The organism is Streptomyces sp. CC0208 (genome assembly GCF_003443735.1).
GTDB classification, from domain to species: Bacteria; Actinomycetota; Actinomycetes; order Streptomycetales; family Streptomycetaceae; genus Streptomyces; species Streptomyces sviceus.
The window spans coordinates 880,126-895,429 of record NZ_CP031969.1; the positions used below are offsets into that span (position 1 = coordinate 880,126).

Below are 15,304 nucleotides of genomic sequence, written 5' to 3' on the forward strand. Positions count from 1 at the left end.
GCCCACCCATCGAGGCCCCTGAAGAGGTTCCCGCCATGGCTGTCCCCAAGCGGAAGATGTCCCGCAGCAACACCCGCCACCGCCGCGCGCAGTGGAAGGCCACCACCCCCCAGCTGGTGCCGGTCACGATCGACGGCGTCGCACATCTCGTCCCGCAGCACCTGGTCAAGGCATACGAGCGCGGCCTGCTGCGCCCCGAGGGCTGAGGAGCTCGCCAACCGCGAAGTCGAGATGGCCAACGGCTGCATCTGCTGCACCCTGCGCGACGACCTCCTCGAGGAGGTGGACCGGCTGGCCCGCGAGGACCGCTTCGACCATCTGGTCTCCTCCACCGTCTTCCGCTCCGGACTCCCCTTCCAGGCGCCGTACGCGCAGGAACTCGTCTTCATCGGGACGGGGTTGGAGCGTGACGCGCTGCGCCACGCCCTCGCGTCCTGCCTCCTGACCCCGGGCGAGGACCGCCCGCTCGTCGGACGGAACCCACACTCACGCCGCCGTGTCGTAGAACTCCGCGCGCACACGGCGCAGCCACGCCTCGGCCGGCCCCTCGTCGGGCCGGTCCGGCAGCGCGCTGCGGGTCTCGGCGAACGCGGTCTCGTAGTGGGCGAGCAGGCTCCGGGCCGCCCCGGGATCGGCGGCGACGGCGTCCCCGAAGCGGTGGTACTCGTCCGGGTCCTCGACCCGCACCGCGAGCCGACCGGTGGTGTAAAGCTGCAGACCCTGATGGCAGAGCCGCTTGAGGTGCCGGGCGTGCTTGGCGGTGCGGTGATCGCCGCCACGGCTCTCCAGCTTCCTGAACTGCTGGGTGGCGTACCCGAGATAGGCGTCCCGGACGCGCTGCGAGCTCAGGAACGACCCCCGGATGCCGATGAGTTCGTCGCCCAGCGCCGTGCGCACCTCGTACAGCTCGTCCGGCAGCCACACCAGCTCCATGACGGTCGGGTTGCCGCCGAGGGCGAGTCGGCACCACTTCGCCGCCTCGTGCAGGGTGCGGTCCGGCGCCGTGGTGACGTGGGACTCCTTCGGGCTGCGCAGGCCGAGCAGGGTCTCGGTGGGCGCGGCGAACAGGCCGAGCCGGTCCACGTCGGAGCCCTCGCGGGCGAGTCCGTACGCGGTCGAGCCGACGACGCCGGAGAGCAGGATGTTCTGGACGGTCACGAGACCATTGTGCTGACCTGCGGCGATCGCGGTCATCCGGTTTTCGCGGCGGTCCCGGTGGCGGGAATACCGCGTCCGGTCACGTGTTGAACCCGGTGTGAGTTCCCTGACCGCCGCCACCCGCTTCTCCGTCCTCGACCGCTCCCGCACCCGCGAGGGCGGCACGAACGCGCAGGCGCTCCAGGACACCGTACGGCTGGCACAGGAGCTCGAGGGGCTCGGCTACCACCGGTTCTGGGTCTCGGAGCACCACGGCGTGCCGGGAGTCGCGGGCTCCGCGCCGACCGTGCTGGCGGCCGCCGTGGCCGCGGCCACGCACACCATCCGGGTCGGCACCGGTGGCGTGATGCTGCCGAACCACCAACCCCTGGTCGTCGCCGAGCAGTTCGGGGTGCTGGAGTCCCTCTTTCCCGGCCGGATCGACATGGGCCTGGGCCGCTCGGTCGGCTTCACCGACGGCGTCCGCAGGGCGCTGGGCCGCGGCAAGGACGACGCCGACGACTTCGCCGTACAGCTGGAAGAACTCCTGGGCTGGTTCCGCGGCACGTCCGAGACGGGGGTGCGGGCCCGCCCGGCCGAGGGCCTGGCCGTGCCGCCCTTCGTGCTGGCCATGGGCGAGGGCGCCGCGATCGCGGCCCGCGCGGGCCTGCCGATGGTCATCGGCGACCTCAGGAACCGCGAGAGGATGCAGCGCGGCATCGACCACTACCGCGGGCGTTTCCGGCCCTCTCCCTGGGCGCCGGAACCGTATGTCGTCATCTCCGGGACGGTCGCGGTGGCCGCCACCCCCGAGGAGGCGCGGCGCCTGTTGATCCCGGAGGCCTGGTCGATGGCGTACTCGCGGACCCACGGCACCTTCCCGCCCCTGCCGCCCGCCGAACGCGTCGAGGCGCTCGCGATGACGGCCAGGGAGCAGGGCCTGTACGAGTCCGGGCTCGCCGGTCACATCGCGGGCACCGAGGAGCAGGTCGCCCACGAGCTGGAGACGGTCCTGAAGGAGACGGGGGCCGACGAGGTCCTGGTCACGACCAGCACGTACGACCGCGAGGCCCTGCTGGAGTCCTATCGGCGGCTGGCGACGATCACCTCCGGTTAGAGTCGTTCTCATGCACGGCACCCACGGCTCCCACGACCCGTACGTCCGCGTCCGCGGTGCCCGTGAGCACAATCTTCAGGGGGTGGATGTCGACATCCCGCGGGATGTGCTCGCCGTGTTCACGGGGGTGTCGGGGTCCGGGAAGTCGTCGCTGGCGTTCGGGACGATCTACGCGGAGGCCCAGCGGCGGTACTTCGAGTCGGTGGCGCCGTATGCGCGTCGGCTGATTCACCAGGTGGGGGCGCCGAAGGTCGGGGAGATCACCGGGTTGCCGCCGGCGGTCTCTCTTCAGCAGCGGCGTTCGGCGCCTACGTCCCGGTCGTCCGTCGGCACGGTCACCAACCTCTCGAACTCGCTGCGCATGCTGTTCTCGCGGGCCGGGGCATACCCGCCGGGTGCCGAGCGGCTCGACTCGGACTCGTTCTCCCCCAACACGGCCGTCGGCGCCTGTCCGGAGTGTCACGGGCTCGGACGGGTCCACCGTACGACCGAGCGGTCGCTGGTGCCCGACCCGTCGCTGTCGATCCGGGAGGGTGCCATCGCCGCGTGGCCCGGTGCCTGGCAGGGCAAGAACCTGCGGGACATCCTCGACACACTCGGGTACGACGTGGACCGGCCCTGGCGGGAGCTGTCCGCCGAGGAGCGGGAGTGGATCCTGTTCACCGACGAGCAGCCGGTGGTCACCGTGCACCCGGTGCGGGACGCGGACCGGATCCAACGCCCCTACCAGGGCACGTACATGAGCGCCCGCCGCTATGTGCTGAAGACCTTCGCGGACTCCAAGAGCCAGACGCTCAGGGCGAAGGCGGAGCGGTTCCTGGTCTCCGCGCCCTGCCCGGTGTGCGGCGGCAGCAGGCTGCGTCCGGAGGCGATGGCGGTGACGTTCAACGGCCGTACGATCGCCGAGCTGGCGGCTGTGCCGCTGGTGGAACTGGCCTCGATGCTCGACGCACGGTCCGAGACCGCGCGCTTCCTCACCGAGGACCTCACCTCCCGGATCGCCCCGGTGATCGAACTCGGCCTCGGCTACCTCAGCCTGGACCGCGCCACCCCCACCCTGTCCGCCGGTGAACTCCAACGGCTGCGGCTGGCAACCCAGTTGCGGTCCGGGCTGTTCGGGGTCGTGTACGTCCTCGACGAACCCTCCGCCGGACTGCACCCCGCGGACACCGAGGCGCTGCTGACCGTGCTGGACCGGCTGAAGGCGGCCGGCAACTCGGTGTTCGTGGTGGAGCACCACCTGGACGTCATGCGGGGCGCGGACTGGCTGGTGGACGTCGGGCCGCTGGCGGGCGAGCACGGCGGCCGGGTGCTGCACAGCGGGCCGCCGGCCGGGCTGGCGGCGGTCGAGGAGTCGGCCACGGCACGGTTCCTGTTCGACCGCTCCCCCGCCCCGGCCCGCCAAGTGCGATCCCCCCGAGGGCTCTTGAAGGTGGGTCCGGTCTCCAGGCACAACCTGCGCCAGGTCACGGCCGAGTTCCCGCTGGGAGTGCTCACGGCGGTCACCGGGGTGTCGGGCTCGGGCAAGTCCACGCTGGTCGGCGAGATCACGGAGGAGCTGGAGGGGGTGGGCCGGCTGGTCTCGGTCGACCAGAAGCCGATCGGCCGGACCCCGCGCTCCAACCTGGCGACCTACACGGGCCTGTTCGACACCGTGCGCAAGGTGTTCGCCGCCACCGACGAGGCACGGCAACGCGGTTACGGCGTGGGGCGGTTCTCGTTCAACGTGGCGGGAGGGCGCTGCGAGACCTGCCAGGGCGAGGGGTTCGTGAGCGTGGAGCTGCTCTTCCTGCCGAGCACCTACGCGCCCTGCCCGGACTGCGGCGGCGCACGCTACAACCCCGAGACGCTCGAAGTGACGTACCGGGGACGCAACATCGCCCAGGTGCTCGACCTCACGGTGGAGGCGGCGGCGGACTTCTTCGCCGACTCCCCGTCCGTGGCCCGCAGCCTGACCACCCTCCTCGACGTCGGTCTCGGCTATCTGCACCTCGGGCAGCCCGCCACCGAGCTCTCCGGCGGCGAGGCCCAGCGCATCAAGCTCGCGAGCGAACTCCAGCGCGTGCACCGCGCCCACACCCTCTACCTCCTCGACGAACCCACCACCGGTCTCCACCCGGCCGACGTCGAGGTCCTGATGCGCCAACTGCACGGCCTCGTCGACGCCGGCCACACGGTGATCGTCGTCGAGCACGACATGTCGGTCGTGGCGGGCGCGGACTGGGTGATCGACCTGGGCCCGGGCGGCGGCGACGCGGGCGGCCGGATCGTGGCGACGGGCGTACCGGGAGCCGTGGCCGAGGCGGCGGGCAGCACCACGGCGCCCTACCTGGCACGGACGCTGGGCAAGGATTGCTGATGCCGACCGCGGTCCTTCGGCCGTCAGCCGCCCGTGTGCTCCCCCGTTCGCCCGTGGCACGCCCGCGACTGCGCCGCCCGGGCCAGGGAGCGGCGGTCCGGGTGGCTGCCCGGCGGGATCGGGTCAGGAACCTCCACCTCGGCCATCAGTCCCCGTGCCGACACCACCCGCCACACCGAGGTCAGCAGTGAGTCGTCGCCGATGAAGGCGGGGGCCGTGCTGGACCCGCCGTCGACGAGCCGGTAGCGCAGACTCACCGGCTGGACGGGCACCCCGGCGTCCAGAGCCGCCTGGAACACCGCCCGGCGGAAGTGCCCCTGGGCGCGGCCGCACCAGGTGCTCCCCTCGGGGAAGACGGCGACCGCCGCGCCTGCGCGCAGTGCGTCGGCGATGCGGGCGACCGTGTCCGGGAGGGCCCGCAGCCGGTCCCGCTCGATGAACAGCGCGCCGCTGCGGGCGGTCAGCCGGCCCGCCACGGGCCACCGCCGGATCTCGGACTTGGCGAGCATCCGCGCGGGCCGGACGGCGGCCAGCAGCGGGATGTCCAGCCAGGAGATGTGGTTGGCGACCAGCAGCACCCCGCCCGTGGGCGTGGCGGCGCCGGACAGGCGGACCCGGACCCCCGAGACCCGCACCACCGCCCGGCACCACCACCTGACCGCGCCGGCCGGGATCAACCGGCCCACCGGCAGCAGCACGATCCCGGCGAGCAGGACCGCCGTGACCACGAGGAACCGAAGCACGGCACGGGGTACGGCCGTGACGGATCCCGCCCGCTCCAGGCACGCCCCAGGGGTGCAGGGCGCGCTGGGCAGCCAGACGCTCATCAGGCCGGGACGAGCGAGAGGAAGTGCCGCAGATACCGGGCGTTGACCCGGCGCATCGACAGCAGCACGTACATGTCGGCGACCCCGAAGTCCGGGTCGTGGGCGGGCTGCCCGCACACCCAGGCCCCGAGGCGGAGGTAACCGCGCAGCAGCGGGGGGAGTTCGGTGTGCGCGGCGGGCGCCACGTCCGCGGGCTCCCAGGGCAGCAGGGGCCGTACCCGGAACTCCTCGGGAGCCAGGTACTTGGTGCGCACCCGGTCCCAGGTGCCGGCCGCGAGCGCGCCGCCGTCGGCGAGCGGGACGGAGCAGCAGCCGGCCAGCCAGTCATGGCCGCGGTCCACCATGTAGCGGGCGATCCCGGCCCAGATGAGGCCGATGACGGCCCCGTCGCGGTGGTCGGGGTGCACACAGGAACGGCCGACCTCGACGAGTCCCGGGCGGATCGCGTCGAGCGGCGCGAGGTCGAACTCGCTCTCGGAGTAAAGGCGTCCGGCCACCGCCGCGCGCTCCGGGGGCAGCAGCCGGTAGGTGCCGACGACCTGGCCGGTCAGGGTGTCGCGGACGAGCAGGTGGTCGCAGTGGGCGTCGAAGCCGTCCACGTCGAGGCCGGGTTCCGGGGTGGACAGGAGGGCGCCCATCTCCCCGGCGAACACGTCGTGCCGCAGCCGCTGCGCGGCCCGTACGTCGTCCTCGTCGCGGGCCAGGGTGACGGTGTACCGGGTGGGGGCGACGCTCTGCGGGGGACGGTCGAGGGTGGAAACGCCGGTCATGGCACTCTCCAGGTCACAGGCGGAGGCGGCGAGCGGTGCCGCTGTCCCTGTTCTCCCGACGCCGGTTGGCGTGTACGTGGCCGGTTCCAAGCGTGCGGATGTGCGGTGGCTGAACGCCTCGGGCAAGGTGTCCGGGGCCTCCGACTCCGCCGACCGGGCGGTGTCGGGCCGGTGGCCGGAGAGCACTCAGGCGTGGTGGGGCCGGGAATGAGCACCACGTCCGGCCCCACCCGTCCGCACTGATCGGCGAACGTCTCTCAGCGCTTGGCGGCCTTCCGGGTCGCCCGCAGCCACTCCTTGTTCATGCTGGTGATGGAGACCAGCGGGATCCCCTTGGGGCAGGCCGTCGCGCACTCGCCCGCCAGTGTGCAGCCGCCGAAACCCTCCTCGTCCATCTGCTCCACCATGTCGAGGACCCTGGTCTCGCGCTCCGGCGCCCCCTGCGGCAGCACGTTCAGATGGTTCACCTTGGCCGAGGTGAACAGCATCGCGGCGCCGTTGGGACAGGCGGCCACACACGCCCCGCACCCGATGCACTCGGCGTGCTCGAAGGCGAAGTCGGCGTCGGGCTTGGGTACCGGCGTCGCGTGGGCCTCGGGAGCCGCACCCGTGGGCGCCGTGATGTAACCGCCGGCCTGGATGATCCGGTCGAAGGCCGACCGGTCCACGACCAGATCCTTGATCACCGGGAAGGCGGACGCCCGCCACGGCTCGACGTCGATCGTGTCGCCGTCCGAGAAGGACCGCATGTGCAGCTGACAGGTGGTCGTCCGCTCGGGTCCGTGCGCGTCGCCGTTGATGACCAGCGAGCACGCGCCGCAGATGCCCTCACGGCAGTCGTGGTCGAAGGCCACCGGGTCCTCACCGCGCAGGATGAGTTCCTCGTTGAGGGTGTCCAGCATCTCCAGGAAGGACATGTCGGACGAGATGCCGTCCACCTCGTACGTGGACATGGCGCCATCGGCGTGGGCGTTCTTCTGCCGCCAGACGCGCAGGGTGAGCTTCATGCGTAGCTCCGCTGGGTGGGGTGGACGTACTCGAAGACCAGGTCTTCCTTGTGCAGGACGGGCGCCTCGCCGGTTCCGGTGAACTCCCAGGCCGCCGCGTAGGCGAACTCCTCGTCCCGGCGGGCGGCTTCGCCGTCCGGGGTCTGGGACTCCTCGCGGAAGTGGCCGCCGCAGGACTCGGCGCGATGCAGCGCGTCGAGGCACATCAGCTCGGCGAGCTCCAGGTAGTCGACGACGCGGTTCGCCTTCTCCAGCGACTGGTTGAACTCCTCGCCGGTGCCCGGCACCTTGACGCGCCGCCAGAACTCCTCGCGTATCTGCGGAATGCGCTCCAGCGCCTTGCGCAGTCCCGAGTCGGTGCGGGCCATCCCGCAGAACTCCCACATGAGTTCACCGACCTCGCGGTGGAAGGAGTCGGGCGTACGGTCGCCGTCGACGGCGAGGAGCAGGTTGAGCCGGTCCTCGGTCTCCGCCAGCACCTCCTGCACGGCGGGGTGTTCGTCGGTCACCGCGTCCTGGTGCGGGTTGCGGGCGAGGTAGTCGTTGATGGTCGCCGGCAGCACGAAATAGCCGTCGGCCAGGCCCTGCATCAGCGCGGAGGCGCCGAGGCGGTTGGCCCCGTGGTCGGAGAAGTTGGCCTCGCCGATCGCGAACAGGCCGGGGATCGTGGTCTGCAGGTCGTAGTCGACCCACAGTCCGCCCATCGTGTAGTGCACGGCGGGATAGATCCGCATCGGCACCTGGTACGGATCCTCGTCGGTGATCCGCTGGTACATGTCGAAGAGGTTGCCGTACTTCGCCTCGACGGCCCCCCGTCCCATCCGCTCGATGGCGTCGGCGAAGTCGAGGTAGACGCCCTGTCCGCCGGGACCGACGCCCCTGCCCTCGTCGCAGACGTTCTTCGCGGCGCGGGAGGCGATGTCACGCGGGACCAGGTTGCCGAAGGACGGGTAGATGCGCTCCAGGTAGTAGTCGCGCTCGTCCTCGGGGATCCTGTTCGGCGGCCGGGTGTCGCCCTTGGCCTTCGGCACCCAGATCCGGCCGTCGTTGCGCAGCGACTCGCTCATCAGCGTGAGCTTGGACTGGTGGTCGCCGGTGCGCGGGATGCAGGTCGGATGGATCTGGGTGAAGCAGGGGTTGGCGAAGTGGGCGCCGCGGCGGTGGGCCCGCCAGATGGCGGTGGCGTTGGAGTTCATGGCGTTCGTCGACAGGTAGAAGACGTTGCCGTAGCCGCCGGAGGCCAGGACGACCGCGTCCGCGAAGTACGTGTCGATGCGCCCGGTGATCAGATCCCGGGCCACGATCCCGCGCGCCTTCCCGTCCACGACGATCAGGTCGAGCATCTCGGTGCGCGGGTGCATCTCGATGTTCCCGGCGCCGATCTGCCTGCTGAGTGCCTGGTAGGCACCCAGCAGGAGCTGCTGGCCCGTCTGACCGCGGGCGTAGAAGGTCCGGGAGACCTGCACCCCGCCGAAGGAGCGGGTGTCGAGCAGACCGCCGTACTCCCGCGCGAAGGGCACGCCCTGCGCCACGCACTGGTCGATGATCTCGACCGAGATCTGCGCCAGGCGGTGGACGTTGGACTCGCGCGCCCTGAAGTCGCCGCCCTTGACGGTGTCGTAGAAGAGCCGGTGGACCGAGTCGCCGTCGTTACGGTAGTTCTTGGCGGCGTTGATGCCGCCCTGTGCGGCGATGGAGTGGGCCCGGCGCGGGGAGTCCTGGTAGCAGAACTGGACGACGTGGTAGCCCTGTTCGGCGAGCGTGGCGCCCGCGGAGCCGCCCGCGAGACCGGTGCCCACCACGATCACGGTGTGCTTGCGCCGGTTGGCGGGGTTGACGAGCTTGGCCTCGAAACGGCGCTTGTCCCACCGCTCGTGGACGGGCCCGGCAGGAGCCTTGTCGTCGGTCAGCGGCGCACCGGTCGTGTAGTCGACGTAGGTCATGTTCAGCTCACCACTCCGGTCATGACACCCACGGGTACGGCGATGAAGCCGGCCGTGAGCAGCAGTGCGAGGACATTGGCGACGGCCTTGAGGGCGCGGTCGCGGCTGCGGCTGCCGACGCCGAGGGTCTGCGCGGCACTCCAGAAGCCGTGCCGGACGTGCAGGCCGAGGGCGAGCATCGCGACGATGTAGATGACGTTGCCGTACCAGGTGGAGAAGGTGTCCACGACGTTCTGGTACGGGTGGCCCTCCTGGAAGCCGCCGGAGTGCACGGTCCCGGTCGTCAGGTCGAGGAGGTGCCACACGATGAACAGGCCGAGGATGATGCCGCCCCAGCGCATGGTGCGGGTCGCGTAGCTCGCCCGTGGCTTCCTGTGGACGTACTTGCTGGGCCGCGCCCTGATGTCGCGGCGGCTGAGCTGGTACGCCGAGACGGCGTGCGCGACGACGGCGACGACCAGCACGATCCGGATGAGCCAGAGGGTCCACTCGTAGTGCATGAACGGTTCGCCGACCGTGCGCAGCCAGTGCGCGTAGTGGTTGAACTCGCCCGCCCCGAAGAAGATCTTCAGGTTGCCGATCATGTGGACGACCAGGTACAGCAGCATGATCAGACCGCTGACGGCCATCACGGTCTTCTTGCCGACGGAGCTGTCCCACATCGTGCGTGCGAGGGACGGCCGTCGGTCCGTCCGCGTTGCCAGAGCCATGAGTCAAGACGCTAGGGCCCGGGCCCCCGATCGGTCCAAGACATGGTCCGGCTTGATTCCATAGGAAACAGCTATCGTACGAGGATGCAGTTCCAGCAGCTCCAGTACTTCGTGGCGGTCGCCGAGACCCGGCACTTCACCCGCGCCGCCGAGGCGGTCCATGTCGCCCAGCCCTCCCTGTCGCAGCAGATCAGGGCCCTGGAACGGGAGCTCGGGGCGGACCTCTTCCTGCGGGCGCGCGGCAACATCACCCTCACCGACGCGGGCGAGGCCCTGCTGCCGCTGGCCCGCCGCATCCTCGCCGACGCGGACACGGCCCGGCACGAGGTGCAGGAGCTGGTGCAGCTGCGCAGCGGCCGGGTCCGGCTGGGCGCGACCCCGAGCCTGTGCACCGGTCTGCTGCCGGACGTCCTGCGCGCCTTCCACGACCGCTATCCCGGCATCCGGCTGATGATCGAGGAGGGCGGCTCCCACGATCTCGTACGGCTGCTCGCGCGCGGCGCCCTCGACCTGGCCCTGGTGGTCCTCCCGCTGCCGTCGCCGTCCCCGGCGCTGACGACGGTGGAACTGCTGCGCGAGGACCTGGTCGTCGTCTCCTCGCCGGAGGTGCCCGCGCCCGGCGGTCCGGGCCGCCGTACGGTCCGCGTCGCCGATCTGGAGAGCGAGCCGCTGGTGATGTTCCGGCACGGCTACGACCTGCGCGAACTGACCGTGGCCGCGTGCCGTGCCGAGGGGTTCGAGCCGGACTTCGCGGTGGAGGGAGGGGAGATGGACGCGGTCCTCGGCTTCGTGCGGGCGGGCCTCGGCGTGGCCGTCGTACCGCGGATGGTCGCCACGCGCTCGGGACGGGGGCTGCGGGTCACCCCGCTCGCCCGGCCGGGCCTGCACCGGACGATCGCGCTGGCGCACCGCAGCGATGTGGCTCCGCCGCGGGCCGCACGGGAGTTGCAGCGGATGCTGCTGGAGCACTGAGCAGCCGTAGCATGAGGTTTTCTCGAACGGGGGTGGGCGGGGATGAAGCGGCGGATCGTTGCGGTGGGCGCGGCACTGCTGGTGCTGGTGGGGTGCGCGGGGAACACCGCGTCCGGCGGACCGAAGACCCCGGCGGTCTCGTCGTCGTCCGGCGCCTCGGGGCCGACGGTGGAGATGACCTCGACGTCCGTCTCGGGCCCGTGGCGGGCGTGGACGGCGTCCCTCTCCAGCCGGGAGGCCCACGGCAGTTGCGGCGCGACCGCGCACCAGGTGGTGTGCGCGACCGACTCCGGCGGATTCGTGGGGCGTTCGCGGGCTGACGGCCGTATCACCTGGACCGTGCCCGCCGGCGACCGCGGCAAGAGCGCCGGACTGCTCGTCGACGCGGCCGACGAACGGGCCGTGACCGGGGTCGCGGGCAGGATCCGCGCGGCGAACCTGCGGACGGGTGCGCAGGCGTGGACCCGTCGACTGCCCACCGGCCGCGCCTACTTGGCCTTCGGCGCTGCGGACGGGAACGTCTACGCTCTGCACGCACCGGATCCCTTCACCGGCACCGCCGCCGTCCTCGACGCCGTTCGCGCATCCGACGGCAGGCCCCTGTGGCACCGGACCGTCGTCTGGAGCACGGGCGAACCCCTGGCCGCCTTCCGGGGCCGCGTCTACACGTCCGACGGCACCCGGGTCACCGCCCGCGACGCCCGCACCGGCAACACCGTGGCGACCAGCCCCACGAGCGCCGAGTGCCCGCACCTCGTCACCGGTGGCCACTACCTGGTCTGCACCGGCAGCCCGTTCTCCGCCGGGGACACCTTCCCGCCCATGCGGCGCCTGGATCCGGCGACACTGAGACCGCTGCCCACCCCGAGGAACACGATCGACAAGCCGGTACGCGGGGTGATCTCCGAGGACGGGGTCCTGGTGCTGTACGAGGCCGGCGCCGAGGACACGAGCGCGGGCAACTGGAACGCGTACGACCTCGAGAACGACCGCAGACTGTGGAGCACGTACGCCACCGAGGCGGACGCCACCGTGGCCGGCGGCCGGTTCGTGACCTTCACCCCAGGCAACGACGCCACGCGGGGCCGCGTGCTCACGATCGACCTGCACGCAGGTCCGCAGGGGACCGGAGACGCCGCGCCCCGCATGTCCGCGGCGTACGCGCAGACCAGAGACGGCGAGCACCCCGTGCTCGTCACGCCGGGCGGGAACACGGGCCACGTCGTCGTCATGGCCCGCACCCACGGCTCCCTGCGCTCACTCCCGCTGCCCTAGCCGGGGCGGGACTCAGCCCGCCGCGTCCACCAGTGCCAGCTGGTGCAGCCGCTCCGGCGGGCCCGGGCGGGCGTAGTACCAGCCCTGGGCCGTGTCGCAGCCCAGTATCCGCAACTGCTCGGCCTGGGCCCCGGTTTCGACGCCCTCGACCGTCACCGCCAGGTTCAGGCCGTGGGCGAGCGAGACGATCCCCTCGACGATCTTGAGGTCGACCGGGTCGGCGGGGAACTGCTGCATGCTCCGGGTGAAGGAGCGGTCCAGCTTGAGGACGCTGACCGGGAGACGGCGGAGGTTCGCCAGGTTCGAGTAGCCGGTGCCGAAGTCGTCCAGGGCGATGTCGACGCCCATCTCGGCGAGTTGACGCAGCGGCTTGAGCAGGTCGTCGTCGGCGCCGATGAGGGCCGACTCGGTGACTTCGAGGCAGAGCGCGTCCGGGTCGACACCGGCGCGCTCCAGGATGTCCACGGTGTCCTGGACCAGACCGGGGTGGGTGAGCTGGCAGGGCGAGAGGTTGACGTTGATGCGGAGCGGGCCGCCCGCCGTGTTCTCGCCGTACCGTTCTCGCCACTCGCGGGCCTGCCGCACCGACTGCTCCAGGACCCAGCGGCCGAGCGGCACGATCAGTCCGGTGTGCTCGGCGAGCGGAATGAACCGGTCGGGGCCGAGCACGCCGTGCTGCGGGTGCAGCCAGCGCACGAGCGCCTCGGCGCCCCGGACGCTGCCGTCGCCGAGGTGCACCAGCGGCTGGTACTCGATGAAGAACTCGCCCCGGTCCAGGGCCGCGGGCAGCTGGGTGGTCAGCCCGTGCCGGGTGATGGCGCGGGCGTCGGCCTCCGGATCGGCCAGCTCGAAGCGGTTGCCGCCCGCCGACTTGGCCCGGTACATCGTGATGTCGGCGCTGCGCAGCACCTCCGCGGGTCCCCGCTCGCCCGCCGGGCCCTCGACGATGCCGATGCTGCCGCGCACGGTCAGCTCCCGGCCGTCGATACGGACCGGGGCGAGCAGCACGTTCATGATGCGCGCCGCGAGGTCGTCGACCTCGCTCTCGGTGTCGGGGCCGGTGGTCAGGGCCACGAACTCGTCACCGCCGAGGCGGGCGACCATCTCGCCCGGCGCGGTCGCGCAGGACTGGAGCCGGTCGGCGACCTCGACGAGCAGCCGGTCGCCGGCCGCGTGGCCGAGGCTGTCGTTGATGGTCTTGAAGCCGTCGAGGTCGAGGTAGCACAGGCCGAACCGCTGGCCATCGCCGGCGCTGAGGGCCTTCTCCAGGCGCTCGAAGAAGAGGGTGCGGTTGGGCAGCCCGGTGAGGGCGTCGTGCGTGGCCTCGTAGCGCAGCCGGAGGTTGAGCAGCCGGCGCTCGGTGGTGTCCTCCATGAGGGCGAGCTGGTACTGCGGGGCGCCGTCGGCGTCGCGCAGCAGGGAGACCGTCAGGTTGGTCCACAGGACCGTTCCGTCCGGGCGGTAGAAGGCCTTTTCGAGGTGGTAGTGCTCGCGCTCGCCGCGGACGAGTTCGTCGTAGAGCTTCCAGGTCTGCGGCGCGTCCTCGGGGTGGGTCCACTCCTGGACCTTGCGACCGCGCATCGTCGGGTCGGTGAGGCCGAACATGCGCAGCAGCGCGCCGTTGACCTGGAGGACGTTGCCGTCCAGGTCGGCGATGCCGATTCCTATGGCCGCGCCCTCGAACACCGCCCGGAATCGCGCCTCGGTCGCGTGCAGCGCCTGTGCCACCGCGCCCTGTGCCTGCAGGGCGGCCTGCGCGATGGCCTCCTGCTCGGCCAGCGTCCGCTCGCGCAACGCCTGCGCGAACCCGGCGGCCATGGCGTGCTGCAGACGGGCTGACCGGGACCGCAGGTCCTCGCGGTCGCCGTCGCCGCCGCAGTAGAGCACCAGATAGGCGTCGACGCAGTCCAGGGAGCGGCTCAGCGCCTCCGGGTCCGTGCAGTGCGCGTCGACGAGGGCGGCGCCCACCGCCCGGCCCTCGTCCGTGTCGACGGTCCTGGCCGCGAGTGCCTCACTCAACCGGCGGGCCAGCGGCAGCAGTTGCTCCTCGAACTCCGGCCGGGTCGCGGACGTCGACGTCACCGGGAACACGGCCCGGCTCCAGATCGTCGCGAACCGGCGCAGTCTGTCCTCCGGCCCGTCCGGCTCGGCGATCACGCGGAACGCCCCACGCCGGCGAACCCCGCGAAGGCCCACGGATCCTCGTCGTCGGGGTTCCAGGTCGCCGAATCGGGCCGCCACCGCGGCGGCGACACCAGTCCCGGTTCCACCATGTCGTACCCCTCGAAGAACCGCGCGATCTCCTCGCGCGAGCGCATGATCAGCGGGTTGCGAATGTCCTTGTACACGTCCACCGCGCCCTCGGCCCGCTCCGGCGGAAGCGGCATTCCCTCGTACGAGGCGTGCGTGAGCACCAGCAGGCTGCCGGGCGCGAGCGCGTCGCGCAGTTCGGCCACCGCTCCGTACGGGTCGTCCGCGTCTTCCACGAAGTGCAGTATGGCAACGAGAAGCAGCGCCACCGGCCGGTTCAGGTCGATCAGGCCCTGGACCTCGGCGTTCGAAAGGATCTCCTGGGGCTTACGGAGGTCCGCCGCGACGACGCCCGCGTCCGGGTTGCCCTCCAGGACCGCCTGGCTGTGCGCGACGGCCACCGGGTCGTGGTCCACGTAGACGACACGGGCGCCGGGGCGGGCGCTCTGGGCCACCTCGTGGACGTTGCCGAAGGTCGGGATGCCCGAACCGATGTCCAGGAACTGGGTGATGCCCTCGTCGGCGGCGAACCGCACCGCCCGCCGCAGGAACGCCCGGTTGGCCTGCATGGTCTTCGGCAGCCCCGGCGCGAACTCCATGGCCTTGCGGGCCGCCTCCCGGTCGGCCTCGAAGTTGTGCGAACCGCCCAGGTAGAAGTCGTAGATACGCGCGACGCTCGGCACCGAGATGTCGATGTTCCGGGGTGCCCAGGCGGGACGCTCCATGTATCTCTCCAAGGCGTAGGCGATCCGGTGTTCGAGCTGAGGCTACTGATCGCCCGCCAATGGAGCGAGCGGAAACGGAAATTGACCGTCCGTTCCCGGTCACTGCCTGCGGCACGTGCCGCTTGGAAGGTGCCGTGGATCGCCTACGAAACGTAGCCGCCGCACTCCGGAGAGTTCCGGAACGGGCGCCGAATCGCGGGGAGTTGGGGGGA

13 protein-coding genes and 1 pseudogene are annotated in these 15,304 nt (G+C 71.6%); 6 read left to right on the forward strand and 8 right to left on the reverse strand.

The window, feature by feature from the left end:
* Positions 1 to 35 precede the first annotated feature (35 nt).
* Together rpmF and D1369_RS43400 are read left to right on the forward strand one after the other, a co-directional pair.
* Positions 36 to 206, forward strand: a complete 171-nt coding sequence (gene rpmF, locus D1369_RS04115) for a 50S ribosomal protein L32 (RefSeq protein WP_007386410.1) — start codon at positions 36 to 38, stop codon at positions 204 to 206.
* 13 nt (positions 207 to 219) lie between these two features.
* Positions 220 to 324, forward strand: a pseudogene (locus tag D1369_RS43400) (GTP-binding protein); the annotation flags it as partial.
* 162 nt (positions 325 to 486) lie between these two features.
* Here the strand turns inward: D1369_RS43400 and D1369_RS04125 are convergent.
* A complete protein-coding gene (locus D1369_RS04125) occupies positions 487 to 1,347 on the reverse strand; it encodes a nucleotidyltransferase domain-containing protein (protein ID WP_007386408.1) in 861 nt (286 codons plus the stop codon).
* Between D1369_RS04125 and D1369_RS04130 the strand changes: the two genes are divergently transcribed.
* Positions 1,256 to 2,254: an LLM class flavin-dependent oxidoreductase gene (locus D1369_RS04130; RefSeq protein WP_007386407.1), complete on the forward strand. Its 999-nt coding sequence runs from the start codon at positions 1,256 to 1,258 to the stop codon at positions 2,252 to 2,254. The genes D1369_RS04125 and D1369_RS04130 overlap by 92 nt on opposite strands.
* A gap of 10 nt (positions 2,255 to 2,264) precedes the next feature.
* A complete protein-coding gene (locus tag D1369_RS04135) occupies positions 2,265 to 4,613 on the forward strand; it encodes an excinuclease ABC subunit UvrA (RefSeq protein WP_118082264.1) in 2,349 nt (782 codons plus the stop codon).
* A gap of 23 nt (positions 4,614 to 4,636) precedes the next feature.
* On the opposite strand, the gene D1369_RS04140 is transcribed toward D1369_RS04135, so the two are convergent.
* From D1369_RS04140 to D1369_RS04160, 5 genes are all read right to left on the reverse strand, one after another.
* Positions 4,637 to 5,440, reverse strand: a complete 804-nt coding sequence (locus D1369_RS04140) for a lysophospholipid acyltransferase family protein (RefSeq protein ID WP_118082265.1) — start codon at positions 5,438 to 5,440, stop codon at positions 4,637 to 4,639.
* A complete protein-coding gene (locus tag D1369_RS04145; protein ID WP_007386404.1) occupies positions 5,440 to 6,210 on the reverse strand; it encodes a GNAT family N-acyltransferase in 771 nt (256 codons plus the stop codon). Before D1369_RS04145 ends, D1369_RS04140 begins: the two co-directional genes overlap by 1 nt.
* Positions 6,211 to 6,467: 257 nt before the next feature.
* The gene (locus D1369_RS04150; RefSeq protein WP_007386403.1) at positions 6,468 to 7,217 is read right to left on the reverse strand and encodes a succinate dehydrogenase/fumarate reductase iron-sulfur subunit; all 750 of its coding nucleotides are present in this window, start codon (positions 7,215 to 7,217) and stop codon (positions 6,468 to 6,470) included.
* Positions 7,214 to 9,160 (reverse strand): fumarate reductase/succinate dehydrogenase flavoprotein subunit, encoded by a 1,947-nt coding sequence (locus D1369_RS04155; protein ID WP_007386402.1) that lies wholly within the window; start codon positions 9,158 to 9,160, stop codon positions 7,214 to 7,216. Before D1369_RS04155 ends, D1369_RS04150 begins: the two co-directional genes overlap by 4 nt.
* 2 nt (positions 9,161 to 9,162) lie before the next feature.
* On the reverse strand, positions 9,163 to 9,870 hold the full coding sequence (locus D1369_RS04160; RefSeq protein WP_007386401.1) for a succinate dehydrogenase: 708 nt from the start codon (positions 9,868 to 9,870) through the stop codon (positions 9,163 to 9,165).
* Positions 9,871 to 9,954: 84 nt separating this feature from the next.
* Between D1369_RS04160 and D1369_RS04165 the strand changes: the two genes are divergently transcribed.
* Complete coding sequence (locus D1369_RS04165) at positions 9,955 to 10,842, forward strand: LysR substrate-binding domain-containing protein (protein ID WP_007386400.1); 888 nt, start codon at positions 9,955 to 9,957, stop codon at positions 10,840 to 10,842.
* Positions 10,843 to 10,884: 42 nt separating this feature from the next.
* On the forward strand, positions 10,885 to 12,117 hold the full coding sequence (locus tag D1369_RS04170; RefSeq protein WP_007386399.1) for a PQQ-binding-like beta-propeller repeat protein: 1,233 nt from the start codon (positions 10,885 to 10,887) through the stop codon (positions 12,115 to 12,117).
* Between the two features lie 12 nt (positions 12,118 to 12,129).
* Here the strand turns inward: D1369_RS04170 and D1369_RS04175 are convergent, their stop codons facing one another.
* Complete coding sequence (locus D1369_RS04175) at positions 12,130 to 14,274, reverse strand: EAL domain-containing protein (RefSeq protein WP_007386398.1); 2,145 nt, start codon at positions 14,272 to 14,274, stop codon at positions 12,130 to 12,132.
* The gene (locus D1369_RS04180; RefSeq protein WP_007386397.1) at positions 14,271 to 15,092 is read right to left on the reverse strand and encodes an SAM-dependent methyltransferase; all 822 of its coding nucleotides are present in this window, start codon (positions 15,090 to 15,092) and stop codon (positions 14,271 to 14,273) included. The genes D1369_RS04175 and D1369_RS04180 overlap by 4 nt, the downstream gene beginning before the upstream one ends.
* Positions 15,093 to 15,304 lie beyond the last annotated feature (212 nt).

Bases quoted from the DNA above. Each gene is read 5' to 3' on its own strand.
- rpmF (WP_007386410.1), top strand. From the start codon at position 36: ATGGCTGTCCCCAAGCGGAAGATGTCCCGCAGCAACACCCGCCACCGC.
- D1369_RS04135 (WP_118082264.1), top strand. From the start codon at position 2,265: ATGCACGGCACCCACGGCTCCCACGACCCGTACGTCCGCGTCCGCGGT.
- D1369_RS04140 (WP_118082265.1), bottom strand. From the start codon at position 5,440: ATGAGCGTCTGGCTGCCCAGCGCGCCCTGCACCCCTGGGGCGTGCCTG.
- D1369_RS04145 (WP_007386404.1), bottom strand. From the start codon at position 6,210: ATGACCGGCGTTTCCACCCTCGACCGTCCCCCGCAGAGCGTCGCCCCC.
- D1369_RS04150 (WP_007386403.1), bottom strand. From the start codon at position 7,217: ATGAAGCTCACCCTGCGCGTCTGGCGGCAGAAGAACGCCCACGCCGAT.
- D1369_RS04155 (WP_007386402.1), bottom strand. From the start codon at position 9,160: ATGACCTACGTCGACTACACGACCGGTGCGCCGCTGACCGACGACAAG.
- D1369_RS04160 (WP_007386401.1), bottom strand. From the start codon at position 9,870: ATGGCTCTGGCAACGCGGACGGACCGACGGCCGTCCCTCGCACGCACG.
- D1369_RS04165 (WP_007386400.1), top strand. From the start codon at position 9,955: ATGCAGTTCCAGCAGCTCCAGTACTTCGTGGCGGTCGCCGAGACCCGG.
- D1369_RS04170 (WP_007386399.1), top strand. From the start codon at position 10,885: ATGAAGCGGCGGATCGTTGCGGTGGGCGCGGCACTGCTGGTGCTGGTG.
- D1369_RS04180 (WP_007386397.1), bottom strand. From the start codon at position 15,092: ATGGAGCGTCCCGCCTGGGCACCCCGGAACATCGACATCTCGGTGCCG.